Raw genomic sequence first — 26,401 nt, forward strand, 5'->3', positions numbered from 1 at the left:
AGGGACAGCATGACCGCAAATGGTACGCCGAAATCGGCCGGAACCGAGGCGCGCATCGATTGGGTCGACTACGCCAAGGGTATCTGCATCATCATGGTGGTGATGATGCACAGCGTGCTCGGCGTCGAGCTCGCCGCGGGCGAGACCGGCTTCATGCATGCCGTCGTTGCCTTCGCCAAACCGTTCCGGATGCCGGACTTCTTCCTGATCTCCGGCCTGTTCCTGCCGCTCGTGATCGACCGCGACTGGCGGACCTACATCGACCGCAAGGTCGTGCATTTCGCCTATTTCTACGTGCTGTGGGTGACCATCCAGTTCGGCTTCAAGGCGCCCGGCTTCGCGGCGGCGAGCGGCTGGGAGCATGCCGGCTATCTGTATCTCGAATCCTTCATCGAGCCGTTCGGCACGCTGTGGTTCATCTATCTGCTGCCGATCTTCTTCGTCGTCATCAAGCTGACACGAAAGCTGCCAGCTCCCCTCATCTGGGGCATCGCGGCCGGCCTCGAAATGTCGCACATCGTCACCGGCTGGACCGTGATCGACGAGTTCTGCGCCCGCTTCGTCTACATCTATTCGGGCTATCTGTTCGCCACCACCATCTTCGCGGTGTCCGATCGCGCGCGGGCGCAGCCCATGCTCGCGATCATCGGCCTGCTCGCCTGGGCCGTGATCAACCAGAGCCTGGTCAGTCTCGGCGTCAGCGAATGGCCGATCGTCTCGCTGGCACTCGGCTATGCCGGCGCGATCGCCATCATCATCGCCGGCACCCTGCTGGCGCGGGCGCAGCTCCTCAACGTGCTGCGGTTCTGCGGCGAGCATTCGATCGTGATCTATCTCGCGTTCTTCCTGCCGATGGCGGCGACCCGCGCGGTGCTGCTGAAGACCGGTGTGATCGGCGACATCGGAACCATCTCGCTGCTGGTGACCATCGCTGGCGTGATCGGCGCGCTCGTGATCTGGCGCCTTGCGCTGCGCTTCAACGCGCAGTTCCTGTTCGAACGCCCCATCGCGTTCTGGATCGCGCCGCCGAAGCCAAAGGCCGTGTTGCAGCCCGCGGAGTAACCCCACCCACGGTGTCGTCCCGGGCAAGTCCGACAACGCGAAGCGTTGATCGGACGCCGACCCGGGACCCATAGCCACCGCCCCCTGTTTGAGGCACGCTGCGGCTCCATCCTGCCGCCTCACCACCGCCGCGGAGTTTGGGTCCCGGGTCGGCGCCCCGCCGCCGCTTCGCGCCGTCGAGGCTTGCCCGGGACGACAGGGTTTTTTGTGGCGAAGACCGAGGGCCTCGCAAACGCCGATTTGCGTGGGGAACGCTCCGGATTCCGCCGTTCCGAGGGTGTCAATCCGGGCCAAATTCCCTACATTGCGGCCATGCCCAAAGCTCCCCAGAAAGCCGCCGTCCCGCCCGCCGCCCCTGTGCCCGCTGCCAAGAGCGCGGCCAAGGGCGACCATGTGTTCCTGGTCGACGGCTCGTCCTACATCTTCCGCGCCTATCACGCGCTGCCGCCGCTCAACCGTAAATCCGACGGGCTGCAGGTCAACGCCGTGCTCGGCTTCTGCAACATGCTGTGGAAGCTGCTGCGCGACATGCCCGAGACCGACCGGCCGACACATCTGGCGATCGTGTTCGACAAGTCCGAGGTCACGTTCCGCAACAAGATCTATGGCGACTACAAGGCCCATCGGCCGCCGGCCCCCGATGATCTGATCCCGCAATTCGCGCTGATCCGCGAGGCCGTGCACGCCTTCGACCTGCCGTGCCTGGAACAGAGCGGCTTCGAGGCCGACGACCTGATCGCGACCTATGCACGGCTCGCCTGCGAGCGCGGTGCCACCACCACCATCGTGTCCTCCGACAAGGATTTGATGCAGCTCGTCAACGACTGCGTCACGATGTACGACACGATGAAGGACCGCCGCATCGGCATCGCCGAGGTGATCGAGAAGTTCGGCGTGCCGCCGGAGAAGGTGGTCGAGGTGCAGGCGCTGGCCGGCGATTCCACCGACAACGTGCCGGGCGTGCCCGGCATCGGCATCAAGACCGCCGCGCAGCTGATCACCGACTATGGCGATCTCGAAAGCCTGCTGGCGCGCGCGACCGAGATCAAGCAGCCGAAGCGGCGCGAGGCGCTGATCGAGAATGCCGAGAAGGCGCGGATCTCGCGCCAGCTGGTGCTGCTCGACGACAAGGTCGCGCTCGACGTGCCGCTCGACGATCTCGCGGTGCACGAGCCCGATCCGCGCAAGCTGATCGCGTTCCTGAAGGCGATGGAGTTCACCACGCTGACGCGGCGTGTCGCTGATTATTCGCGGATCGATCCGGCCGACGTGTCGGCGGATGAGCATCTGAAGAGTGGCGGTGGTGCACCTCCCCCGCCTGCGGGGGAGGTCGGATCGCGGAGCGATCCGGGTGGGGGCATGCCCGCGGCAGGTGCCCCCACCCCGCCCTCCCCCGCAAGCGGGGGAGGGAGACGAGGCGGCGATGCCAGGACCGACAAATCCGCCATGAGCAAGGGCACGCCGGCGAGCCTCGCCGAGTCCAGGGCCGAGGCAGCGAAGAGCGCGCGGATCGATCGCGACAAATATCAGACCCTGCGCAGCCTGCCCGAGCTGAACGCCTGGCTTGCCCGCGTCCACGATCTCGGCCGGGTCACGCTTGACGTGAAAGCAAGCTCGATCGACCCGATGCAGGCGAGCCTGTGCGGCATCGCGCTGGCGCTGGCGCCGAACGATGCCTGCTACATTCCGCTGTCGCACCGCCAGGCCGGCGATGGCGGCGGGCTGTTCGATGCGGGGCTGGCGCCCGACCAGATCAACGCGCGCGACGCGCTTGCGGCGCTCAAGCCGATCCTGGAATCCGACGGCCTGCTCAAGATCGGCTTCAACATCAAGTTCGCCGCCGTGCTGCTCGCGCAACACGGCATCATCATCGCCAACGCCGACGACGTGCAGCTGATGAGCTACGCGCTCGATGCCGGTCGCGGATCGCAAAAGCTGGATTCGCTGGCCGAGCACGTGCTCGGCCACGCCGTCATCAGTGAAGGCGAGCTGATCGGCAGCGGCCGGAACAAGCTCACCTTCGAGCAGGTCGCAATCGACCGCGCCACCGCGCATTCCGCCGAAGCGGCCGACGTCATCCATCGGCTGTGGCGGGTGCTGAAGCCGCGGCTGGTGGCCGAGCGCATGACCGCCGTCTATGAGACGCTGGAGCGGCCGCTGGTGCCGGTGCTGGCACGCATGGAGCGGCGCGGCATCTCGATCGACCGCCAGGTGCTGTCGCGGCTGTCCGGCGATTTTGCCCAGACGGCGGCGCGCGTCGAGGCTGAGCTGCAAGAGTTGGCCGGCGAGCCGATCAATGTCGGCAGCCCGAAGCAGATCGGCGACATCCTGTTCGGCAAGATGGGCCTTTCGGGCGGCACCAAGACCAAGACCGGCGCCTGGTCGACATCGGCGTCGATTCTCGATGACCTCGCCGAGCAGGGCAACGATTTCGCGCGCAAGATCCTGGAATGGCGCCAGGTCTCGAAGCTGAAATCGACCTACACCGATGCGCTGCCGACCTATGTCAACCCGCAGACGCACCGCGTGCACACCACCTACGCGCTGGCCGCGACCACCACGGGCCGGCTGTCGTCGAACGAGCCGAACCTGCAGAACATCCCGGTGCGCACCGAGGACGGCCGCAAGATCCGCCGCGCTTTCATCGCGACACCGGGGCACAAGCTGGTGTCGGCCGACTACTCGCAGATCGAACTGCGGCTGCTCGCGGAGATCGCCGACATTCCGGTGCTGAAGCAGGCCTTCAAGGACGGGCTCGACATCCACGCGATGACGGCGTCCGAGATGTTCGGCGTGCCGATCAAGGACATGCCGAGCGAGGTCCGCCGTCGTGCCAAGGCGATCAATTTCGGCATCATCTACGGCATCTCGGCGTTCGGCCTCGCCAACCAGCTCGGCATCGCCCGCGAGGAGGCCTCGGCCTACATCAAGCGCTATTTCGAGCGCTTCCCGGGCATCCGCGCCTACATGGACGAGACCCGCGAGTTCTGCCGCAAGAACGGCTATGTCGTCACGCTGTTCGGCCGCAAGTGCCACTACCCGGAGATCAAGGCGTCGAACGCCTCGGTGCGCGCCTTCAACGAGCGCGCCGCGATCAACGCCCGGCTGCAAGGCACCGCCGCCGACATCATCCGCCGCGCGATGACGCGGGTCGAGGAGGCGCTGGCGCAAAAGAAGCTCTCGGCCCAGATGCTGCTGCAGGTGCATGACGAATTGATCTTCGAAGTCCCGGACGATGAAGTCGCCGCGACCTTGCCTGTGGTGCAGCACGTGATGCAGGACGCCCCATTCCCGGCCGTGCTGCTGTCGGTGCCGCTGCACGTCGACGCCCGCGCTGCTGATAATTGGGACGAGGCGCATTGATCCACCCGCCTCACCCTCTCCTCCGTCATTGCGAGGAGCAAAGCGACGAAGCAATCCAGACTGGTTCCGCAGAAGCGCCCTGGATTGCTTCGCTGCGCTCGCAATGACAGTGCGGCGGCATCGCGCCCGCATCTGTCGAAGAGCTTGAGACTCCTTCGGAACGCAGCGCATTCAACTAACTCGCTGTCATCGCCCGGCTTGACCGGGCGATCCAGTACTCGCCGGCGGGTTTTGCTTCACTCCACTGCCAACCGAGAGCCTCATTGAGGCCTCTGGAATACTGGATCGCCCGCCTTCGCGGGCGATGACACTGAATGTGTATGAACCTTCATGGGATCTCACGACGACGTTCTCGGCGACTGTGAAACGGCCTAAGGGCATGCTACCACCTTCTCGCGGCACATCATGCCCGAGTGATGCATCTCATTCGCCCTCCGGAATTCGATGAGGGCGCAGGGAAGGCCGGACCTCGGCTGAGGCCCGTGGCCCGCCTGCTCAAAAGAATGCAGGCGGCAGGTACCACAGGTTCAGCCGGACGACCCGGCCCTCCCTGCGCGACGGTTTTAACGGCTGCTTCGCGTTCTCCCTGGTGCGCCGGGCTTGTTGGCCACCATTGCGCATGATGCTTGCGCATCAGCGCGTGATACCAGCATCGGGGTATCAGGACCGCGCGACTTGACCGTGCATGCCCTGCCGTTCGTCCGCATGGTCAGACCACGCTGCAGCAAGACATGCCCATCGCATCCCACCGCCAACGATCCGTGACGTTCGCGAAACGCCCCTCATACGGTGGCGGGACGTGCGGAAATGTGCCGGTGATTTGCCCGACGGTGCAACGTCACCGGCCTGCGACAAAGTAACCCGACGGGCAATCTGCGCATGGGGCACATGCGCTGTGCGCTCACGCGCGAACAACACGCGGCTTAACCGGCCGTTAGCCATGGCGGGATCAAGCCGGTGGGGCGCAATGCGCCAGTAACACGGCCTGCAGACGGTGGACGCCAAGACTTCCGGGAGACGCGCGAGCAATCGCCGGGCGCCCCGGAGATCGCAACCTGGCCAGCCGTCGCGGCTGGTGTCGCACGCTTTGGCCGAAAGATGACCGTGACTTCATCCGCAGCATCCAGACAGATCAGCGTTCGCCCGACACTGCTGATTCTGCTGCTGACGGCCTTCTGTCTCTACAACGTCCTTTATCTCGCGCGCTGGTGGCCGGCCTCGTCGCAGCCGGGCTTCGGCGACTTCTTCGGCCTGTGGTCGTTCGGCAAATTCGCAGCACTTGCAGGCGCAGGCATCTACGATCCGTTCGCGCTGGCCGACTATCAGCAGAAGCTGGACCCCACGCTCGATGGCGGCGGCTTCCCCTACCCCTATCCGCCGACCTTCCTGCTGGCGCTGATTCCGCTGGGCATGATGGCGTTGCCGGTTGCGTATGTCTGCTGGATCTCCGTGACGTTCGCGCTCTACGGCCTGGCGACGCTGGGCCGCGCGTGGCGCTCGCTGTCCGGCCTTGCCCTGCTCGCCGCGCCGACCACGCTGATCAACGCGATCGCGGGCCAGAACGGCTTCCTCTCGGCGGCGCTGCTGATCGGCGGACTACGCCTCCTCACGAGCCACCCGGCGACGGCGGGCGTCCTGCTCGGCCTGCTCGCCTACAAGCCGCAATTTGTGCTGCTGATGCCGGTCGTTCTGCTGGCCTCGCGCAATTGGCGCGCGATCCTCGCGGCGGTTGCTACGACCCTGATCGTCGCTGTCATCACCAGCGCTGCGCTCGACTGGTCGATCTGGCCACTTTGGGTCGCCCGCTTTCCAGTTTATCAGGCCCTGCTGCAGGCCAACCAGGGCAGCCTGATTCACATGATGCCGACGGTGATGGCAGGCATCCATGCGATCGGCGCGCCGCCCGCCCTCGGCTACGGGATCCAGCTCGTGTTGTCCTGCGCTGTCGTCGTGGTGGTCTGGGACGCGTGGCGGCGCGGCATGACGGACCGGGCGATCGCGCTGGTTGCGATCGGCAGCATCATCGTCACGCCGTATGCGATGATCTACGACATGCCGATGGTGGCCGCAGCAATCGCGATCCATTGGAAGGCGCGGGTCGATGCCGGTGAAGCAGTCGCGCCGCTGGAGATCGGCGTGGTGATCGCGCTGGCGGCCTGCGCGCTCGCCATGATCAGTCATTCCCTGCCGTTCGTGGCGGCGATCCTGATGGTCTTGTTGTTCCTGAGCGTGACAGGCGTGTTTAGTCGGGCTGGTCGGCTGGCCGCATCGCACGTCCGATCGCCAGCGGCGACGTGATCTTGCAGGACGCAGCGCTCTGAACGGTGGGGCGCCGCGACCGGCTGTCCACGGTCCATATCCGCACCCCAACGATCGCCACGCAGCTACTCGGCATAGGCGCCGCGATAATTCCCTGCGCGGATGCTTTCCAGGATCTCCGCTTCACGCTGCTCCTGGGCGCGGACGGCGTTCAGCAACTCGGCGGCGATCGCCTGCGGGAAAGCGACGACGCCGTCGGCATCGCCGACCACCACGTCGCGCGGTGCGACGATCATCCCGCCGATCGACACCGGCACGTTGATCGCGCCAGGACCATTCTTATAGGGACCGCGGTGATTGATGGCCCTTGCGAACACCGGGAAGTCGGAGCTCATGAGTACGGCGGAATCCCTGATGGCGCCGTCAACCACGATTCCGGCCGCACCACGCTGCCTGGCGATGGCAGCAATGATCTCCCCGACCAAGGCCCGTGTCTCGTCGCCCCCGCCATTGACGACGATGACATCGCCCGGCTTGACGCATTCGAGCGCCCGATGGATGAAGAGGTTGTCTCCCGGCGCCGTGTTCACCGTCAGCGCGATCCCCACCATCGGCGCGCCCGTATAGAACGACCTCAAGCTCGCAGCCCCGGGCAGCCGCTGCAGATTGTCACTGATCACCGCGGTGGCAGCGGTCTTGAAGGCAGCCAGGATTGCAGGATCGGCCTGCGCGGCGGGCGGTGATTCTTCATGGGCCATTGTCGCTGATCCCTCTGCTTTCACCGCCCATGGGTCTCTCCCCGAGCATCGTGACACCGCATGGGGCGATACCGCGCGTCCAAGGGCGTGGGTCAGCTGTGTAGGACTCGCCATGAATTCTGAAAACAGATAAATTGAGATGCCGGGTCATCTCTTTTTTGAATGTCACATGGTCACTCTGAAGCAGCTCGAGGCCTTGAACTGGATCGCGGAGCTGGGCACGTTCGAGCGCGCCGCAGCCAAGCTCAACACGACACAATCGGCGATCTCGAAGCGCGTCCAAGAGCTAGAGGCCTCTGCGCGCGTCCCGCTGTTCGACCGCAGCCAGCGCGGCGCTCGCCTCACGGAACGAGGCGAACAGATCCTGGCTCTCGGCCGGCAGATGCTGGCATTGCAGGATCAGATCCTGGAGATGAAGGACGGGCGGCAGACGCCGGCCCGCCGTCTTCGTCTCGGGGCCACGGAACTGTCCGCGCTGACTTGGCTGCCGCGGCTGGTATCAGCCATTCGCGGAGCGCATCCCGCGGTGACGATCGAGCCCGAGGTGGACAACAGCCGGAGCCTGTACGATCGGCTCATCGAAGGCAGCATCGATCTCATCGTGATCCCGGATGTGTTTTCGGATCCAGAGGTGACGTCAGTCCGGCTGGCCGAGGTCCAGAACGTCTGGACCGCGCGCCCTGGCCTGGTCCGGTCGCGCCGGCCTCTCGGATTCGACGAGCTCGGCGACCATACAATCCTGATGCAGGGCCGCCGCTCGGGCTCCGGCCTGTTCTTCAACAAATGGCTCACGGCGAATGGCGTAGCCTTCAAGCACGCCATTTCAGTCGACAACCTGACCGCCCTGGTCGGACTTGCGGTGGCCGGCCTCGGCATCAGCTATCTGCCGCAACGCTGTTTCCGTCCGCTGTTCGAAGAGAGAAAGCTCACCATCGTGCCCGTCAAGCCGGCCCTGCCCGCCGTGCCCTATGCAGCCATGTATCGCAACGACAGACCCTCGGCCTTCACGGCCGCCGTCGCCGAGCTGGCGCGCAAGACCTGCGATTTCGGGCGTCAGCTGCAGGGGTGATCCGGCGTCACTGCAGGCAGCGCCCGCCGGTAATCGCTTTTTGGAATGATATATAAGGCGTTTTTATCCCTTTTCATCGTCGCCTGCCGAAGCGAGGCTGCCATGGTCGGCATCTGCGGCGCTCGCCGCATGCGAAGAGAATTGCTGGGAGGAGAAGCTTTGATGCGCATCTGGGGAATTCTGTTGACGGCCGTGCTTGCCGCAAACGCTGCGAGCGCCGAGGAGCTGACGGGCACGCTTCAGAAGATAAAGGAGACCAACCGGATCGCGATCGGCTTCCAGGAATCATCTGTGCCGTTCAGCTACCTGGACGGCAACCAGAAGCCGGTCGGCTATGCGCTCGATATCTGCGCGCGCATCGCGGAAGCCGTCAAGACGGAGCTCCGGCTGCCCAACCTCACCATCGAGACCGTTCCGGTGACGTCCTCCAACCGCATTCCGCTGATGACGAACGGCACGATCGACCTGCTGTGCGCATCCACCACCAACAACGCCGAACGCCAGAAGCTCGTTGCCTTCGCCAATACGCACTTTCTCAGCGCTACGCGCTTTGCCGCCAAGAAGTCGCTGTCGATCGACACGATCGAGGATCTGAAAGGCAAGACCGCCGTCGCGATCGCCGGATCGACCAACATCGCGCAGCTGAACAAGGTCAATGTGGAGCGCAAGCTCGGCATCAACATCGTTCCGGCCAAGGATCAAGCCGAGGCGTTCCTGATGCTGGAGACCGACCGCGCGCAGGCCTATGTGCTCGATGACGTCCAGCTCGCGGTCGCGATCGCGCGGTCCAAGGACCCCGCGGCATACGCGATCAGCAAGGACGAGTTCTCGAAGCCGGAGCCGTTCGGCATCATGCTGCGCAAGGACGATGCGCCGTTCAAGGCCATCGCCGACCGTGTCACGGCCCAGCTCTACCAGAGCCCGGACATCGAGGCGATCTACAGGAAGTGGTTCGAATCGCCTGTCCCACCGATCGGGATCAATTTCAATTATCCGATGCCGTCGGCCCTGCGCGCCGCATTCAAGAAGCCCAGCAGCAGCCCCGATCCGGATGCCTACGTACTTAACTGAGGCCGGACGCCGCGATCATGCAATCGGCGGAGCAACGAGCATCGGCTGCTGAAGGCAGCCGATCTCGACCCGGGATGATCTCGGTAAAGCCTCCGGCAGATGCGGTATCTCGAGCCCCTCAATCCAGCTTCGCCTCCATGCCACGCTTCACGGCGGGGCGGGCCATCAGCGCGTCGTACCAGCGATTGACGTGGGGGAAGTCGGCGAGATCGACCTTGTGGCGCGGGTGGCGCCAGGCCCAGCCGAGAATGGCGAAGTCGGCGATCGAGAGCGGGCCGGCCACGAACTCGTGCTGCGCCAGGCGGCGGTCGAGCACACCGTAGAGCCGGACCGTCTCGGCCATGTAGCGCTTGAGGCCGTAGGCGCGGTCCTGCTCATTGGTGAGCGCGATGAAATGATGTACCTGGCCGGGCATCGGGCCGAACCCGCCCATCTGCCACATCAGCCATTCATAGACCGGGATCCGCTCGGACAGCGGCTTGGGGAGGAACTGCCCGGTCTTCTCAGCCAAATAGAGCAGGATGGCGCCCGATTCGAACACGCTGACCGGCTTGCCATCCGGGCCCTCGGGATCGACGATCGCCGGAATCTTGTTGTTGGGGCTGATCGCGAGAAATCCGGGGCCATCTGGGCGCCCTTGGTGATGTCGACCGGAATCACGCGGTAGGGCAGCCCCATCTCCTCCAGCGCGACCGAGATCTTGCGGCCGTTCGGCGTGTTCCAGGTGTGCAGCTCGATCGTCATGGCGGGGCGTCCTTCCAAATTGCTTGCTTAACGTTGGGCTCCCCCTTAGCTCGAAACCGCATCAAGCTTCAAACGTACCGTTGTTGATGGGACATCCTGGCCGCTGGCCACGGCCGCTCGCCCCCGATAGATTGCGCCACCCAGAATCCAAAGACCCTCAGGGGAAAACGCCGTGTCCAAATCCGCCTCCCGCGCCCGCCTCCTCGAGATCATCCGCAGGCGCTCGTTCGGCCGTGGCGAGGTCACGCTGGCCTCCGGCCGCAAGAGCGACTTCTACTTCAACCTCAAGCCGACCATGATGGACCCGGAGGGCGCCACCCTGCTCGCTGAGCTCACCTATGAGGCGCTGAAGGACGAGGGCTTCGATTATATCGGCGGGCTGGAGATGGGCGCGGTGCCGCTGGCCGGCGCGATCGCGCAGATCTCCTGGATCAAGGGCCATCCGATCGCGGCTTTCTTCGTGCGCAAGAAGCCGAAGGAGCATGGCGCCAGGCTCGCCATCGAGGGGCTGACCCGGGACGAGAGCCTGGCCGGCAAGCGCATCGTCGTGGTCGAGGACGTCACCACCACCGGCGGCTCGGCGATGAAGGCGGTGGAAGCGCTGCGCGAGGCCGGCGCCGAGGTGGCGCTGGTGTTCACGATGGTCGACCGCGAGGAAGGCGCCGAGGAGGCCTTCGCCGAGGCCCGCCTGCCGTTCCGCGCGCTCTACAAGGCGCGCGAGTTTCTCTAAAGACACCTTCGCGGGATTTCTGCGTGCCGGCAGGCCTCGCATACCGCTCATTTACCAACGCTCGTTAAGGTTACCGCAAAGCTGATGGCGCCGTGCCCTTGGGGCCGGCCCGTCCGATCGCACATGATCGACGCGACCCGGACACGCCGTGTCCGGGCAGGGCTTGACGGTGAAGACCTTGGCGGTGGGAGCTGGCGTTGCGTAGCGTGTTGTCGTTTCGACGGATGCCCCGCCCCGTGGCGGCCACGACCGCCATCGCCGTCGCGGTGATCGCGCTGACGCCGCCGATGGCGTCGGCCCAGGGCCTGTTCGACTTCCTGTTCAGCGGTTTCAACAAGCCGGCGTCACAGCGGCCGGCGCCGCAAGGCGGCTTGTTCGCCGACCCGTTCGGCACCAATCCGCAAGCGCCGGCGCAGCCGCGCGCGGCCTCCGGCGGCTCGGGCGCGGCGTTCTGCGTGCGCAGCTGCGACGGCCGCTATTTCCCGTTGACGCGCGGTCTCGCCTCACCGGTGCAGATGTGCCAGGCGTTCTGCCCGGCGAGCGCCACCAAGGTCTATTTCGGCTCCAACATCGACTACGCGACAGCAGCCAATGGCGAGCGCTATGCCGACAGCGAGAATGCGTTCGCCTACCGCCAGGCGCTGCGCGCCGACTGCACCTGCAACGGCCGCGATCCGGCCGGGCTGGCACCGGTCGATCTGTCGCTCGACACCTCGCTGCGCCCCGGCGACGTGGTCGCGACCAGCGACGGGCTGGTCGCCTATTCCGGCGCGCGCGGCAGCGGCGGCCAGCCGGTCGACTTCAAGCCGGTCGCATCCTATCCCGGACTGAACTCGGACATGCGCGCGCGGCTGAACGAGATGAAGGTGGCGCCGGTGCGCGCCGAGATGCTGGCGGCCGATGCTCTGGCAGCCATGCCGCCGCCCGAGGCCAATGTGAGTAATGCCAGCGTCGCGCCGCCGATGACGATCGCACCGAAGCCTGCCACGGGCCGCGCCAAGCGCGCGGACGTGGATTGAACTAGCTTTCGTCATCGCGAGCGAAGCGAAGCAATCCAGAGCCCTCGCGCCGCCCTGGATTGCTTCGCTTCGCTCGCAATGACGGAAAACTGGGCTAGCGCCCGACGATGACGCCGATGACGTTCGGCGCTTCCAGATACTTCTCCTCGATCGCCGCCCGCGCCGCAGCACGGTTGTCCGGCGTCAGCAGGCCGCGCTTCTCGGCCAGGATCATCCAGCAGAAGCCCCACCAGTCGGTCAGCATGCCGTCGTCGTCGACCAGGTCGTAGCCCTGCTCGGCGGCGAAAATTCGCGCCCTTCCCTCATCGAGGCCGTCGAGGAAGGTGTGGTCGGTGGCGGCGAACAGGTCGTCGGAAATGTCGTCGGTGGTGTAGCCCCAGACCGACATGCAGACCGCGTTGAACGCGCGGTCGATCTGGTCGTCGTCAACGGCCCGGCGCCGCGCCGTCTTGTGCAGCCGCGTCAAGCTCCGCGCAAAATCGGCGATACGGGTCAAGGCCAGGGGATCGAAGGCGATGGTGGACATGGTATCCTCGCGTGATGCGCTGATGCCGGGGGTGGTCTGGCGGGTCGAATCGCAACAGAGATAACGATCGCTTGCTAAATTGTTCTTAATTTGTTCCGGCCGGATTGTCCATCCTCTTTGAAGGACCTGATGCTCGATGGAGGCTACGCCCCCGACACCAGATCGCAAGCGCCTCAACCATCTGCTGCAGGAGGTATGTGTCGGCTGGAGCTTTTTGCAGCCGCCTCTGCGCAGATGATCTGCTGTCCGGGCACGAAGCCCTGAGTGCACGGGACCTCGCCGAAGCCGTTCAGGCCGAAGGAAGGAGCGCTGAGCTGGAACCCACGCGGCGCCGGCGGATCGAAGAGCTGTCCATCGCTCGCTTCGGCCGAAGAGTCTGGAGCCGGCGTTAGCCGAGATGACGAGGGAGAGTCTCCGGGACGCACGTGCAGCATCAATCTCCGCGTTCGCCCGCCGGAACCCGGCCCGAACCTTGCATAATTTTCCATCACCTCCTGTGTGGACCGGCCCTTCCCCGGGTTTCGATCCGCGCCCAAGCATCGTATGCTTTTTCTGGTTCCTCGTAGCATCACAGGTTTGCAAGGTGACAGATCAGCCGTCTCAGCGCAGCTTCGTAAGCACCGGCCAGCCCGTCGACGAATTGGCGGTGGCGGAGATCAAGAGCGACGTCCTCGCCAAGCTTCGGCTCGCGATCGGCAAGGAGGCAAGCCAGGCGACGCAACAGGACTGGTATCACGCCGCCGCGCTCACCTTGCGCGACCGCATCGTGCATCGCTGGCTCACCGCGGACAAAGAGAGTTACGATGCCGGCCGCAAGCGCGTCTATTATCTCAGCCTGGAATTCCTGATCGGCCGCCTGTTCACCGACGCGCTCAACAACATGGGCCTGATGAAGGTGTTCGAGATCGCACTCGGCGATCTCGGCGTCGGCCTGATGGACCTGCGCAAATGCGAGCCGGACGCTGCGCTCGGCAATGGCGGCCTGGGGCGGCTCGCGGCCTGCTTCATGGAGAGCATGTCGACGTTGCAGATCCCGGCGATCGGCTACGGCATCCGGTATGATTTCGGCTTGTTCCGGCAGGTGATCGTCGACGGCTGGCAGCACGAATATCCCGACGTCTGGCTGTCGTTCGGCAATCCCTGGGAATTTCAGCGCCCCGAGGTGGTCTATCACGTGCATTTCGGCGGTGGCGTCGAGCATGTCGACGACAAGGGCCGCGCCCGCGCCGTCTGGCATCCCGGCGAGACCGTGCAGGCCGTCGCCTATGACACGCCGATCGTCGGCTGGCGCGGCCAGCACGTGAATGCGCTCCGGCTGTGGTCGGCGCGCTCGCCCGATCCGCTCAAGCTCGACGTGTTCAACTCAGGCGACTATCTCGGCGCATCGGCCGAAGAGGCGCGCGCGGAAGCGATCTGCAAGTTCCTCTATCCGAACGACGAGAGTCCGGCGGGACGCGAGCTGCGGCTGCGCCAGGAATATTTCTTCGTCTCGGCCTCGCTGCAGGATCTCGTCAAGCGCCATCTCGGCTCCGACGGGCAGCTCCGCAGCCTGTCGCAGAAGGCCGCCGTGCAGCTCAACGATACGCATCCGTCGCTCGCTGTCGCCGAGCTGATGCGCATCCTGGTCGACCTGCATAATTTCCGCTGGGACGAGGCCTGGAAGGTCACGGTCGCGACCTTGTCCTACACCAACCACACGCTGCTGCCGGAAGCGCTCGAGACCTGGCCGGTCGAACTGTTCGAGCGGCTGCTGCCGCGGCATCTCGAGATCATCTACCGCATCAACGCCCAGCATCTCGCGCTCGCCGAGCAGCGCGCGCCCGGCGATATCGACTATCGCGCCTCGGTGTCGCTGATCGACGAGAAGAGCGGCCGCCGCGTGCGCATGGGCCAGCTCGCCTTCGTCGGCTCGCACCGCATCAACGGCGTCTCGGCGATGCATTCGGACCTGATGAAGGAGACCGTGTTCCACGATCTCAACCATCTCTATTCCGGCCGCATCACCAACAAGACCAACGGCATCACCTTCCGCCGCTGGCTCATGCTGGCCAATCCAAAGCTGACCAGCCTGCTGCAGGAGGCCTGCGGCGATGCCATCGTCGACGATCCGACGCTGCTGTCGAGCCTCGAAAGCTACATTGCCGACAGCGGCTTCCACCAGAAGTTCCGCGCCGTGAAGCACCACAACAAGGTGCAGCTCGCACGTCTCATCGGCGAGCGCATGAACGTGCGCCTCGACCCCGGCGCGCTGTTCGACGTGCAGATCAAGCGCATCCACGAATACAAGCGCCAGCTGCTCAACATTCTCGAAGCGGTCGCGCTGTATCAGGACATGAAGGACAATCCCCAGGCCGACTGGGTGCCGCGGGTCAAGATCTTCGCCGGCAAGGCGGCGGCGAGCTATCGCTATGCCAAGCTCATCATCAAGCTGATCAACGACGTCGCCGAGGTTGTCAACAACGATCCCGCGATCGGCGGCAAGCTCAAGGTCGTGTTCATGGCCGACTATAATGTCAGCCTGGCGGAAGCGATCATCCCCGCGGCCGACCTGTCGGAGCAGATCTCGACCGCCGGCATGGAGGCCTCCGGCACGGGCAACATGAAGCTGGCGCTGAACGGCGCCCTCACCATCGGCACGCTGGACGGCGCCAATATCGAGATCCGCGACAATGTCGGCGCCGACAACATCGCGATCTTCGGCATGGAGGCCGGCGACGTCATGCTCCGCCGCCAGCAGGGCCTCGACGCCACCGACATCATCCGCCGCTCGCCGCGGCTGGCGCGCGCGATCGATGCGATCGCCTCCGGCCTGTTCTCGCCGGACGAGCCCGGCCGGTTCGAGCCGATCGCGCATGCGCTGCGCCATCTCGACCACTACATGGTCTCGGCCGATTTCGATTCCTACTACGAGGCCCAGCGCGGCATCGACGCACGCTGGCAGACCGTGCCGGCCTGGACCCGCGCCTCGATTCTCAACGTCGCGCGCATGGCCTGGTTCTCTTCCGACCGCACCATCCGCGAATATGCCGACGACATCTGGAACGTGCCGGTCGGGCCGGTTGCGGCAGCGCCCGCGCATGCGCAGCGGGCGTGAGGGCTCAGCCACCCGTCCTCGGCAATGCCCTGTGACGTCGTTGCGGGCCTCGTCGAATTGCGTTTGACCTGACGACCATCATACAGTGATCGTCAGGAGAATTGCATGACCGAACCGCTTCCAGCCCACCTGTTCGACGAAGCCACCCGCGTCACTGCCGGCGACAGCCGGTGGCAGGGCAGGACCAGCCCCGACTACTGGGCCTTCGTCGGCCCGTTCGGCGGCGTCACCGCGGCGACGGTGCTGCGCGCGCTGATCGAGCATCCGCAAGTCCAGGGCGATCCGCTGGCGGTGACGGTGAACTACTGCGCGCCGATCGCGGAAGGGCCGTTCGATCTCGACGTGCGGCTGGTGAAGGCGAACCGCTCCTCACAGCACTGGTGCGTGGAGCTGAGCCAGGGCGACGCGGACGCAGCGACGCTCGCCACCGCCGTGTTCGCCGAGCGACGACCGTCCTGGTCGCACCAGCCGGCGCAGATGCCCGACGCGCCACCCTTCAGCGAGGTCAAGCGCCATCCCGACACGAACATGTCGTGGACCAGGCAGTACGACTTCCGCTTCGTCGAGGGGCGCCCCGCGCTCGGCGCGTCAGCGACGGGCGAGCCACACAGCAGCTATTCCCGGCTGTGGATCTCCGACCGCAAGCCGCGCAAGCTCGACTGCCTGTCGCTGCTGTCGATGTCGGACGCGTTCTTCGGCCGGGTCTTCCATGCCCGCGGCGAGCTGGTGCCGTTCGGCACGGTGTCGCTGACGACCTATTTGCATGTCAGCCGCGAGGAGCTCGCCGCTGAAGACATCACGCATGTGCTGGCAACCGCGGATGCCAAGGTGTTCAACCGCAGCTATCAGGATCAGCACGGCGAGCTGTGGTCGCCGTCAGGCCGGCTGCTCGCGACCACGACGCAGATCGCGTATTTCAAGGCGTGAGGCAGAAGAAAGGCCCCACACAGTCGGTGTCGTCCGGCCTTGAGCCGGGACCCCTATGCACAGCATCGCGTTTGTGCCGAGAAAGCCGCCACTACCACAACTGTCATCGCCCGGCTTGACCGGGCGATCCAGTAACCGGGATCGGCAGTAAGTTACACAACTGGCTGCACGGCGTACTGGATCACCCGCTTTCGCGGGTGATGACAACTGAGCTTGTTGCGGCAGCTTCTGCCAATCGTCCGGCATCGAGTGATCACGACGTCCCAAGCGACGCCGTATACGAAAACTCCGGCAGCGCGGCCGCTGCCGGAGTCACTTGAGTGGGTTTCGGAGCCAGTCGCGATGCGGCTGTCGCGGAAAAGCGTGACAGCCCTACTCCGCCGCCAGCTTCAGGTCCGGCGCGGCGGCGCGGACGTCGGCGTCGACCTGGGCTTCGAACTTGGCAAAGTTCTTCTGGAACATGCCGACCAGCGCGCGGGCGGTCTTGTCGAACTCGGCCTTGTCCTTCCAGGTGTTGACGGGATCGAGGATCTCGCTCGGCACGCCGGGCAATGCGGTCGGGACCGCGAAGCCGAAATACTTGTCGGTGCGGAACTCGACGTTGCGCAGGCTGCCATCGAGCGCGGCGGTCAGCAGCGCACGCGTCACCTTGATCGGCATGCGCGAGCCCGTGCCATATTTGCCGCCGGTCCAGCCGGTGTTGACCAGCCAGCAATCGACATTGTGGTCGGCGATCAGTTGCCGCAGCATGTTGCCGTAGACGGAGGGATCGAGCGGCAGGAACGGCGAGCCGAAGCAGGTCGAGAATTCCGGCTGCGGCTCGTTGCCGAGGCCGCGCTCGGTGCCGGCGACCTTGGCGGTGTAGCCGGACAGGAAGTGGTACATCGCCTGCGCCGGCGACAGCTTTGCGATCGGCGGCAGCACGCCGAACGCGTCGGCAGCAAGCATCACGACGTTCTTCGGATGCGGCGCGCGGCCGGTGCGCGAGGCGTTCGGGATGTAGTCGAGCGGATAGGCCGAGCGGGTGTTCTCGGTCTTGGAGCCGTCGTCGAAATCGGGAACGCGGCTGTCCTCGTCGAGCACGACGTTCTCGAGCACGGCACCGAAGCGGGTCGACGCCGCATAGATCTGCGGCTCGGCGTCCTGCGACAGCTTGATGCACTTGGCGTAGCAGCCGCCCTCGAAGTTGAAGACGCCGGACGGACCCCAGCCGTGCTCGTCGTCGCCGATCAAGGTACGGTTCGGGTCTGCCGACAGCGTCGTCTTGCCGGTGCCGGACAGGCCGAAGAAGATCGCGGTGTCGCCCTTCGGACCGACATTGGCCGAGCAGTGCATCGGCATCACGCCGCGCTCGGGCAGATAGTAGTTGAGCGTCGTGAACACGCTCTTCTTCATCTCGCCGGCATAATAAGACCCGCCGATCAGGACGATCTTGCGGGCGAAATCGATCGCGACGACGTTCTGCGAGCGCACGCCGTGACGTTTCGGGTCGGCACGGAAGCTGGGCATGTCGATGATGGTGAGCTCCGGCACGAAGGTGTCGAGCTCGATCGTCTCGGGACGGATCAGCAGGGTGCGGATGAACAGCGAGTGCCAGGCGAGCTCGGTGAAGACGCGCGTCTTGATGCGGAAGGAGGGATCCGCACCGCCATAGAGATCCTGCGCGAACAGGGTCTTGCCTTCGGCATGCCTGGTGAAGTCCTGATACAGCGCCTCGAACTGTTCGGGCGTGATCGCCTGGTTGCCGGCCCACCACATCTTCTCGGTGGAGGCGTCGCGCACCGTGAACTTGTCCTTCGGGCTACGACCGGTGAACTCGCCAGTATCCGCGCACAGAGCCCCGTCGGCAGACAGCACCGCCTCGCCGGCCGCCAGCGAATACTGATAGAGCTGGGGAGCGCCGAGATTCCAATGCAGCTGCTTGAGATTCTTTAAGCCGAACTTGTCGGCACCGAAGGCACCGTTGCGAATACCCGTCTCTTGCACGAAATTCCCTCCTGAGAGCCCGCATCCGTTGCGCGCAATTTCTTGGCGCAGTGCGCGGTGACCGTTACCGTTTACATCGCCTGACGCGAGCGCGGTCGCAGACCTAATACTGGATCAACGCTGGTCTTGCCAAGACGATCCGACCGAATTGGTTATTGCCAACGGCTGATGTGCGTAGCTCATTTTTGGCGCGCGGCTGCTTATCGGAGCGGCACGCTGCCTGTGCGCACGAGCATGCTGCAACGCAACAGATATATCAATACACTTCGGTTTCGCCGAGAAACACGAATGGCGCCCCAACCGAAGGATCCGCGCTGGCAGACGAAGATTTATCATCGAGCAAAGGCCAGCATGGCCCTGCCGCAGCAGCCTCGCTGCGACCCATTGTCGGACGGTCCGTGAGCGGACGCGCGGGGAGTGGAGCGTCGCCGTCGCGCCACAGGCCTAACGCCACCGCAACGACGGGGTGCTCGCGTATCGATTGAGAATGGAATTTGAGTTTGTTCGTTCAAGACAATCTCGGCCGACGCGGACGCTGCAACCTCTCCCCGCTCTCTGCGGGGAGAGGTCGGATCGCGCAGCAATCCGGGTGAGGGGCATGGCACGTACGGGAGCCCAGATCCTGGTCTATCGGACGGGCACAACGATGCGCATCGATGGAAAACACTGAAAGCGTCCTCACATCCGTCTTGCGCCGATGACAAGAATTCAGTTCGAAGCAAGGAAGCTGCACCGCCCGCGCGACTGCCCCTCACCCCGACCCTCTCCCCGCGAAGAGCGGGGAGAGGGAGCAGACCGCCTTCGTGGCGGCAGCCATACGTCAATAGAACTACACCTAGTGAGCTATTAGTCCTTCGCTCTCGCCTCATCCGCAAGCCGCACCAGCATCTTGCGCAAGCCTCCGGGTGTCGTGACGCGCTCGGGAAAATCCAGCCGCAGCGTCCTGCCGTCGGCCATCAGATCGAGCCCGTCGGGATCGCAGCCGCTGCAGCGCCACTCCGCGGCGTCGGCACCGATCAGCTTCGTCGCGTAGAGTCCCAAGGCCTCGCGATGATCTTCGTTCATGTGATCGACGGCGCCCTGCTCAGCCGCGAGCAGCTCGGCGGCGTCTGATGTCTCCGTGAGAAACTGCTCGGGCTTGAGATCGACGATGCGGCCGAAGCCGGCGACGAGATGCGTGCCGGACGGGCGAATGACAAAGAACGCGAAGTCGGCGAAGTCAGCGTAATCAGCAGCGGATGGATGCGCATTGAGATACCGACGGCGCAGCGTTTCGCGATTGTCGTCGGTCGCCTGTTCGGCTTTTCCAGACAGCATGATCCGCGTACCTTCCAGGGGATCACCGGGCGCGCGTTCATCGAGCATCAGCGACACGCGCGAATCAGCAAGTACATTCCTGGTGTGCACAGCTAATCGCGAGATCAGAATGATCGGAGCAGCATCGGGCGCAGTGGCGACGTTGACCAGAGAGCAGTAGGGATCGCCCGAACCAACCATCAAGGTTGCAAGTGCGCCCTGCCGGCTTCGGCGCAGCAGGGAATGCGTCACGCGGTTAGGGTTAAAGCTCGCAGGCATCGTCTTTCCCTCGTCCATCCAGTTGCAATGAAGGCCTTTTTTCGGCTAAACGAACCACAAACTTGGGCGGGGCACAAAACTTTGCCATGCTATTTGTGGAACTCGGTCACACTTCAGCCCAGCTTGCATTGCTCGTTGACCATGTTCGAAGCCCATTTATGCGGCCCTTAGCTCGATTCTCGTTGTCTCGGCTAAACAGACTCTGAAAGCAGGCTCATGCCCACAATCGCCTTGGTCGATGACGACCGCAACATTCTGACATCCGTCTCGATCGCGCTCGAGGCCGAAGGCTATCGCATCATGACCTATACCGATGGTGCATCGGCACTCGACGGATTCCGGACCAGCCAGCCCGACCTCGCCATCCTCGACATCAAGATGCCGCGCATGGACGGCATGGAGACGCTGCGGCGGCTGAGGCAGAAATCCGACCTGCCCGTGATCTTCCTCACCTCCAAGGACGAGGAGATCGACGAGCTGTTCGGCCTCAAGATGGGTGCGGACGACTTCATCCGCAAACCGTTCTCGCAGCGCCTCCTGGTCGAGCGCGTCAAGGCCGTGCTGCGCCGCTCGCAGCCGAAGGATCCGACGGCGCTGCCGAAGGAGAACGACGCCAAGGCGCTCGATCGCGGCCTTCTGCGCATGGACCCGGAGCGCCACACCTGCACCTGGAAGAACGAGCCGGTGACGCTCACGGTCACCGAGTTCCTGATCCTGCAGGCGCTGGCGCAGCGTCCCGGCGTGGTCAAGAGCCGCAATGCGCTGATGGATGCGGCCTATGACGACCAGGTCTATGTCGACGATCGCACCATCGACAGCCACATCAAGCGACTGCGCAAGAAGTTCAAGATGGTCGACGAGGAGTTCGAGATGATCGAGACCCTCTACGGCGTCGGCTATCGCTTCAAGGAAACCTGAAGCCAAGGACGTGAAGCCCAGGTCCTGGAGCAAGGGACCTGAAGCCAAGGACCTGAAGCATTGCCTCGAGCGACGTCATGCGATTTTGCGCGCTGACGTCGCGGCCCGGATTGGGTAGAATGCGAATGCTTCCGCGCCTTTCGAGGCGCAGAGGCCGGAAAAGGGCCGTTTGGTGCGGCCAATTTGGGGACGGCGAATTTCGGTGCGGCGAATTTGAAGGTCTCTCGGGAGCCCGCCGCACATGCCTCGCGAACTCATGTCCTGCGAACCCATTCTTGTCTTGCGAACCCATTCTTGTCTTGCGAACCCATGACTTGCGAATCCACGCCTTGCGAACCTCGGAATCGGAGCGCTCCCATTGCTCGATCGCACCCATCCTGATCCGGGGCTGAACGCCGAGGCATCGATCCCCTCCGACGTCGTGGACGAGACCCCGAAGGTCTCCGGCTGGCAGCGTCCGTTGAGCTGGTTGCGCCGCGCCGGACAGTTCCTGTTCGCGCTCTCGTTCTCGAGCCTCACCCGCCGCATCGTCTCGCTGAACATCGCCGGCCTGCTCGCACTGGTTGCAAGCATCCTCTATCTGTCTCAGTTCCGCGCCGGCCTGATCGATGCGCGCGCCCAGAGCCTGCTGGTGCAGGCCGAGATCATCGCAGGCGCGATCGCGGCCTCGGCCACGGTGCAGACCAATACGATCACGATCGACCCTGAGCGCCTGCTCGACCTGAAGCCGGGCGAGAGCTACGGCGCGCCTGACGAATATTCGCCGCTCGATTTTCCGATCAATCCGGAACGGGTCGCGCCGGTGCTGCGCACGCTGATCTCGCCGACCAAGACGCGGGCGCGCATCTACGATCCGAACGGCGGGCTGCTGCTCGACAGCCGGAATCTCGAGAACGTGCTGCGCTTCGACCTGCCGCCGCCATCGAGCGAGAAGCCTGGATATGTCGAGCGCGCCATGATCTCGGTGCGCACCTGGCTCAATCGCGGCGACCTGCCGCTGTATCGCGAATACGGCCCCGAGAACGGCAACGGCTATGAAGAGGTCACGGATGCGCTCAAGGGCCAGAAGCGCAGCATGGTCCGGGTCAATTCACGCGGCGAGGTGATCGTCTCGGTTGCGGTGTCGGTGCAGCGCTCGCGCACCATCCACGGCGCGCTGATGCTGTCGACGCAGGGCGACGACATCGACCAGATGGTCACCGCCGAACGGCTCGCCATCCTCAAGGTCGGCGGCGTCGCCTCCGCCGTCATGATCGTGCTGTCGCTGCTGCTCGCCAGCACCATCGCAGGTCCCGTCCGCCGGCTGGCCGACAGCGCCGAACGCGTCCGCCGCCGCATCAAGACCCGAGTCGAGATTCCCGACTTCACCCGCCGCCGCGACGAGATCGGCCATCTCTCCGGCGCGCTGCGCGACATGACGGATGCGCTCTACAACCGCATCGAGGCGATCGAGATGTTCGCCGCCGACGTCGCCCACGAGCTCAAGAACCCGCTGACCTCGCTGCGCTCGGCGGTCGAGACCCTGCCGCTGGCGCGCAACGACAACAGCCGCGCCCGCCTGCTCGCAGTGATCGAGCACGACGTGAAGCGGCTCGACCGCCTGATCTCGGACATTTCCGACGCCAGCCGGCTCGACGCCGAGCTGCAGCGCCAGGACATGACCCTGGTCGACCTGCGGCGGCTCTTGAACACACTGACCTCGGTCGCCAACGAGACCACTAAGCTGGGCACCGATGTCGCCGTCGAGGTCCGGTTCGAGGGCCGCGGCGCCAACGACACCTTCTCGGTGCCGGGCCATGATTCGCGGCTCGGCCAGGTCATCTCCAACCTGCTGTCGAACGCGCAATCGTTCTCGGCGACCGGCGGCAAGGTGCGCATCACCTGCCGGCGGGTGCGCTCCGAGATCGAGATCATGGTCGATGATGACGGCCCCGGCATTCGCGAGGATGCCCTGCAGCGCATCTTCGAGCGCTTCTACACCGACCGCCCGCACCAGGGCTTCGGCCAGAATTCGGGCCTCGGCCTGTCGATCTCCAAGCAGATCATCGACGCCCATGGCGGGCGGATCTGGGCCGAGAACCGGCCCGGCCCGGTGGATGACGAGGGCAATCCGACCGTGTCCGGCGCCCGCTTCATCGTGCGGCTGCCGGCGTCTTGAGCACCGGGCCTGCCAGCATTCATGCGTCGGCCGTCAAAGTCGGGGACCACGCCGTGCTGATCCGCGGACCGTCGGGCGCCGGAAAGTCGCGGCTGGCGTTCGATCTGATTCTGGCCGGCCGCGCCGGGCAGATCCCACCGGCCGTCCTGGTCGGTGACGACCGTGTTCATCTCGCCACACGCGGCGGAGAAATGTGGGTCAGCGCGGCCCCCGCTCTGGCCGGCCTGATCGAGATTCGCGGGCTCGGCATCCGCGCCTGCGACCACGTGTCCGAGGCACCGATCGGCCTGGTCGTCGATTTGATGGCAGAGGATGCCGAGCGGCTGCCGGCGCCCGAAGCCCTGCGCTGGACTCAAAATGGTATTGAATTGCCGCGGATACCGGTCGGTACGGGGCAACAGCCCCTCCCGCTGGTTGTGGCCGCCCTGACCACGACCAAGAGTTCATGACCCGGTAATCTTTCGGCCAATTGTGTGAAGCGAATTGGTAACCATATCACCCCCACTATCGCGACCCTGTAGACCATCGCCAGCTCCCCCTTCCGCACGCCAGAATCCGGGAGAATCGCGAACATGCCCTCTTGCGCGGGGGCTCCGGATGGTCAAAGTGGCGCGTTCGTGCGGTGCACCCTAGGCGCCCGCGAGGAGTATCCGATGATTGGCCTGGTACTGGTGACCCATGGGCGCCTCGCCGACGAGTTCCGAGCAGCGCTCGAACACGTCATGGGTCCTCAAAAACAAATCGAAGCGGTCACGATTGGCGCCGACGATGATTCCGATCTCTGTCGTAGCGACATCATCGAAGCCGTGAACCGCGTGGACACCGGCGACGGCGTCGCCATCCTCACCGACATGTTCGGCGGCACGCCGTCGAACCTTGCCATCTCCTGCATGAGCCGGCCCAAGGTCGAGGTGCTCGCGGGCATCAACCTGCCCATGCTCGTCAAACTCGCCAAGGTGCGCGAGGAGCGCTCGCTACCGGACGCGATCGCGATGGCGCAGGAGGCTGGACGCAAATACGTCACCATCGCCAGCCGGGTGCTTGCCGGCAAATGAGCGACGAGGACGACGCGCCCCAGGACAATGTCGCCGGCGCCGCCGTGCCGGCAGGCGCCTTGTCCCGAGAGCTCCTCATCACCAACAAGCGCGGCCTGCACGCGCGCGCCTCCGCCAAGTTCGTGCAGATGGTCGAGAAGTTCCAGGCCGAGGTCTGGGTGACGCGCGGCGGCGAGACCGTCGGCGGCCGCTCGATCATGGGCCTGATGATGCTGGCGGCCGCGCCGGGAACCAAGATCCTGGTCTCCGCCACCGGCGCCGAGGCCGAAGCCGCACTGCAGGCGATCACCGACCTCGTGAACGACAAATTCCACGAAGAAGGCGTTTAGCCGGCACGGCGCCGTGGTGATCTTGCCGGCGCGGCATCGAGTCGATAGATTTGTGCCGTCTCAATTCATACTGAGGGGAAGTCGGTGGTGCGTCGCTGCTTCCATAACCGCACCCGCGGACCTGTCTCCGCCCCGCGCTTGATCTCGCGGGGCTGACCAGGGACCGCATCGCTGTCTCATCGTCAGCCTTCACGGCGCAATTTGCGCTTTTCCTGACTGATGAGACTGCAATGTCCCTGATCGCTGTCAAAAGCCTTGCGTTGACACGCACCGAGTCTCTTTTTGCCGCACTCACTTTCTCGATCACCAAGGGCGACCGCCTTGGCCTGGTTGCCGCCAATGGTCGTGGCAAGTCGTCCCTTCTGCGCATCATGGCGGGCGAGGACGATGGAACGACCGGAACGATCACCCGCGCTCGCGGGCTGGTGGTCGGATTGGCGCCGCAGGACCCACCCGAACGACTCCTGTCATTGAGTTTCCGGGACGCCGTGCGCGACGCCCTTGCCCCCGAAATCGCAGAGGCCGAGAACTGGCGGGTCGACGTCCTGCTCGACGAGCTCGCTGTCGATGACGCCTTGCGCAGCCGCGCGATTCACGGCCTTTCCGGCGGCTGGCAGCGGGTGATGCTGCTGGCAAGAGCGGCCATCATCGCGCCCGATCTGCTGCTGCTCGACGAGCCGACCAACCATCTCGACATCGGCCGGATCGGTGCTCTCCAGAGATTCCTCGCCGCGTTGCCGCGCGACTGCGCCGTCGTCGCGGCCAGCCATGACAGGGCTTTTCTCGATGACGTCACCGACCGCACCCTGTTCCTGCGCCCGGAGGATAGCGCGGATTTCTCGCTCCCTTATTCCCGCGCGCTCCAGGCCTTGAAAGAACGGGACACGGCCCGGGACCGGCAATTCGAGAACGACATGCGCAAGGTCCGTGGCCTGCGGCAACAGGCGACGAAGCTCAAGAACATCGGCATCAATTCCGGCTCGGATCTGCTGGTGGTGAAGACCAGGCAGCTGTCCGATCGCGCCGACAGGCTGGAGGAGCAGGCACGCCCTGCGCATCGCGAACGCTCCGCGGGAGCCATCCGGCTGACCAACAGCGGCAGCCATGCCAAGGCGCTGGTGACGATCGACGACGCGACGATCGCGGCGCCGGACGGACGGAAGCTGTTCCGCACGGGACGGCTCTGGATCGAGAACGGCGATCGCGTGGCCCTGCTGGGGGCCAACGGCACGGGCAAGACTCGGCTGATCGAGCGCCTGCAGGCGGCCCTTGCTGGGGGAGTTGCGGGGCAAGATCCCAATATCCGGGGCTCCGCGAGCCTCAAGCCCGGCCATTCGGATCAGGCCCTCTCCCAGCTCGACGCTTTTCCCACGCCCTGGGATGCGATCAAGCGGTCGAGCCGTCTGACCGACAGTGAGGCGCGGGCGCAGCTCGCCGGCGCAGGAATTGCGATTGATGCGCAGACAGCCCCCCTGACCCGTCTGTCAGGGGGACAGCGCGCTCGGCTGGCGCTGCTGCTGCTACGCCTGTCGGAGCCCAATTTCTATCTGCTGGACGAGCCGACCAACCATCTCGATATCGAGGGCCAGGAGATGCTGGCAGGCGAACTGGTCCAGCGGGGTGCGGCAGGCCTTCTGGTCAGCCATGACCGCGCCTTCGTGCGCGCCGTGGCCACCCGGATCTGGGTGATCGAGGGCAGGCGCCTGGTCGAGATCGACGATCCGGGCAGAGTTTTCAGCAGGCTGATGTCCGGGTGAC

Annotated in this window: 19 protein-coding genes and 1 pseudogene; 15 read left to right on the plus strand and 5 right to left on the minus strand. The window is 64.9% G+C overall.

The window, feature by feature from the left end; all coding sequences use genetic code 11:
* Nucleotides 1-9: 9 nt before the first annotated feature.
* The 3 genes from S58_RS33655 (at nucleotide 10) to S58_RS33665 (ending at nucleotide 6,723) form a co-directional block, all read left to right on the plus strand.
* The gene (locus tag S58_RS33655; RefSeq protein ID WP_015669905.1) at nucleotides 10-1,062 is read left to right on the plus strand and encodes an acyltransferase family protein; all 1,053 of its coding nucleotides are present in this window, start codon (nucleotides 10-12) and stop codon (nucleotides 1,060-1,062) included.
* A 312-nt stretch (nucleotides 1,063-1,374) separates the two neighbouring features.
* Nucleotides 1,375-4,425: a DNA polymerase I gene (gene polA / locus S58_RS33660; protein ID WP_042341075.1), complete on the plus strand. Its 3,051-nt coding sequence runs from the start codon at nucleotides 1,375-1,377 to the stop codon at nucleotides 4,423-4,425.
* Nucleotides 4,426-5,523: 1,098 nt separating this feature from the next.
* Nucleotides 5,524-6,723 (plus strand): glycosyltransferase family 87 protein, encoded by a 1,200-nt coding sequence (locus S58_RS33665; protein ID WP_015669907.1) that lies wholly within the window; start codon nucleotides 5,524-5,526, stop codon nucleotides 6,721-6,723.
* 86 nt (nucleotides 6,724-6,809) lie between these two features.
* Here the strand turns inward: S58_RS33665 and S58_RS33670 are convergent, their stop codons facing one another.
* The gene (locus S58_RS33670) at nucleotides 6,810-7,442 is read right to left on the minus strand and encodes an RraA family protein (RefSeq protein ID WP_015669908.1); all 633 of its coding nucleotides are present in this window, start codon (nucleotides 7,440-7,442) and stop codon (nucleotides 6,810-6,812) included.
* A gap of 169 nt (nucleotides 7,443-7,611) precedes the next feature.
* On the opposite strand from S58_RS33670, the gene S58_RS33675 reads away from it, so the two are divergent.
* Together S58_RS33675 and S58_RS33680 are read left to right on the plus strand one after the other, a co-directional pair.
* Nucleotides 7,612-8,511 carry a LysR family transcriptional regulator gene (locus S58_RS33675; protein ID WP_042340399.1) on the plus strand — a complete coding sequence of 300 codons (900 nt, stop codon included), beginning with the start codon at nucleotides 7,612-7,614 and terminating at the stop codon, nucleotides 8,509-8,511.
* 162 nt (nucleotides 8,512-8,673) lie between these two features.
* A complete protein-coding gene (locus S58_RS33680; protein ID WP_015669910.1) occupies nucleotides 8,674-9,582 on the plus strand; it encodes an amino acid ABC transporter substrate-binding protein in 909 nt (302 codons plus the stop codon).
* A gap of 118 nt (nucleotides 9,583-9,700) precedes the next feature.
* On the opposite strand, the pseudogene S58_RS33685 reads toward S58_RS33680, so the two are convergent.
* Nucleotides 9,701-10,326: pseudogene (locus tag S58_RS33685) on the minus strand (glutathione S-transferase family protein).
* A gap of 172 nt (nucleotides 10,327-10,498) precedes the next feature.
* Here S58_RS33685 and pyrE point away from each other — a divergent pair.
* Nucleotides 10,499-11,056, plus strand: coding sequence for an orotate phosphoribosyltransferase (gene pyrE, locus S58_RS33690; protein WP_015669912.1), 558 nt, complete (start codon nucleotides 10,499-10,501; stop codon nucleotides 11,054-11,056).
* A gap of 197 nt (nucleotides 11,057-11,253) precedes the next feature.
* Complete coding sequence (locus tag S58_RS33695; RefSeq protein WP_042340400.1) at nucleotides 11,254-12,075, plus strand: DUF2865 domain-containing protein; 822 nt, start codon at nucleotides 11,254-11,256, stop codon at nucleotides 12,073-12,075.
* Between the two features lie 94 nt (nucleotides 12,076-12,169).
* Here S58_RS33695 and S58_RS33700 read toward each other — a convergent pair whose 3' ends face one another.
* Nucleotides 12,170-12,601 (minus strand): hypothetical protein, encoded by a 432-nt coding sequence (locus S58_RS33700; RefSeq protein ID WP_015669914.1) that lies wholly within the window; start codon nucleotides 12,599-12,601, stop codon nucleotides 12,170-12,172.
* A gap of 583 nt (nucleotides 12,602-13,184) precedes the next feature.
* Here S58_RS33700 and S58_RS33705 point away from each other — a divergent pair.
* The gene (locus S58_RS33705; RefSeq protein WP_042340401.1) at nucleotides 13,185-15,695 is read left to right on the plus strand and encodes a glycogen/starch/alpha-glucan phosphorylase; all 2,511 of its coding nucleotides are present in this window, start codon (nucleotides 13,185-13,187) and stop codon (nucleotides 15,693-15,695) included.
* A 105-nt stretch (nucleotides 15,696-15,800) separates the two neighbouring features.
* Nucleotides 15,801-16,622: an acyl-CoA thioesterase gene (locus S58_RS33710; RefSeq protein WP_015669916.1), complete on the plus strand. Its 822-nt coding sequence runs from the start codon at nucleotides 15,801-15,803 to the stop codon at nucleotides 16,620-16,622.
* 372 nt (nucleotides 16,623-16,994) lie between these two features.
* Here S58_RS33710 and S58_RS33715 read toward each other — a convergent pair whose 3' ends face one another.
* The gene (locus S58_RS33715) at nucleotides 16,995-18,608 is read right to left on the minus strand and encodes a phosphoenolpyruvate carboxykinase (RefSeq protein WP_015669917.1); all 1,614 of its coding nucleotides are present in this window, start codon (nucleotides 18,606-18,608) and stop codon (nucleotides 16,995-16,997) included.
* An 846-nt stretch (nucleotides 18,609-19,454) separates the two neighbouring features.
* Nucleotides 19,455-20,183, minus strand: a complete 729-nt coding sequence (locus tag S58_RS33720; protein WP_015669918.1) for a HugZ family pyridoxamine 5'-phosphate oxidase — start codon at nucleotides 20,181-20,183, stop codon at nucleotides 19,455-19,457.
* Between the two features lie 216 nt (nucleotides 20,184-20,399).
* Here S58_RS33720 and S58_RS33725 point away from each other — a divergent pair, with 216 nt between their 5' ends.
* The 6 genes from S58_RS33725 to S58_RS33750 all read left to right on the plus strand — a co-directional run bounded on the left by S58_RS33725 (nucleotide 20,400) and on the right by S58_RS33750 (nucleotide 26,400).
* Entirely contained in the window at nucleotides 20,400-21,101 is a 702-nt protein-coding gene (locus S58_RS33725; protein WP_006611449.1) for a response regulator transcription factor, read from the plus strand.
* Between the two features lie 358 nt (nucleotides 21,102-21,459).
* Nucleotides 21,460-23,259, plus strand: a complete 1,800-nt coding sequence (locus S58_RS33730) for a sensor histidine kinase (protein WP_015669919.1) — start codon at nucleotides 21,460-21,462, stop codon at nucleotides 23,257-23,259.
* A complete protein-coding gene (locus S58_RS33735) occupies nucleotides 23,256-23,708 on the plus strand; it encodes an HPr kinase/phosphorylase (RefSeq protein WP_015669920.1) in 453 nt (150 codons plus the stop codon). The genes S58_RS33730 and S58_RS33735 overlap by 4 nt, the downstream gene beginning before the upstream one ends.
* A 204-nt stretch (nucleotides 23,709-23,912) precedes the next feature.
* A complete protein-coding gene (locus S58_RS33740) occupies nucleotides 23,913-24,314 on the plus strand; it encodes a PTS sugar transporter subunit IIA (RefSeq protein WP_006611446.1) in 402 nt (133 codons plus the stop codon).
* Nucleotides 24,311-24,643, plus strand: coding sequence for an HPr family phosphocarrier protein (locus S58_RS33745; protein ID WP_015669923.1), 333 nt, complete (start codon nucleotides 24,311-24,313; stop codon nucleotides 24,641-24,643). The genes S58_RS33740 and S58_RS33745 overlap by 4 nt, the downstream gene beginning before the upstream one ends.
* A 230-nt stretch (nucleotides 24,644-24,873) precedes the next feature.
* A complete protein-coding gene (locus tag S58_RS33750; protein ID WP_015669924.1) occupies nucleotides 24,874-26,400 on the plus strand; it encodes an ATP-binding cassette domain-containing protein in 1,527 nt (508 codons plus the stop codon).
* Nucleotide 26,401 lies beyond the last annotated feature (1 nt).

The organism is Bradyrhizobium oligotrophicum S58 (assembly GCF_000344805.1).
In the GTDB taxonomy this organism is placed as follows: domain Bacteria; phylum Pseudomonadota; class Alphaproteobacteria; order Rhizobiales; family Xanthobacteraceae; genus Bradyrhizobium; species Bradyrhizobium oligotrophicum.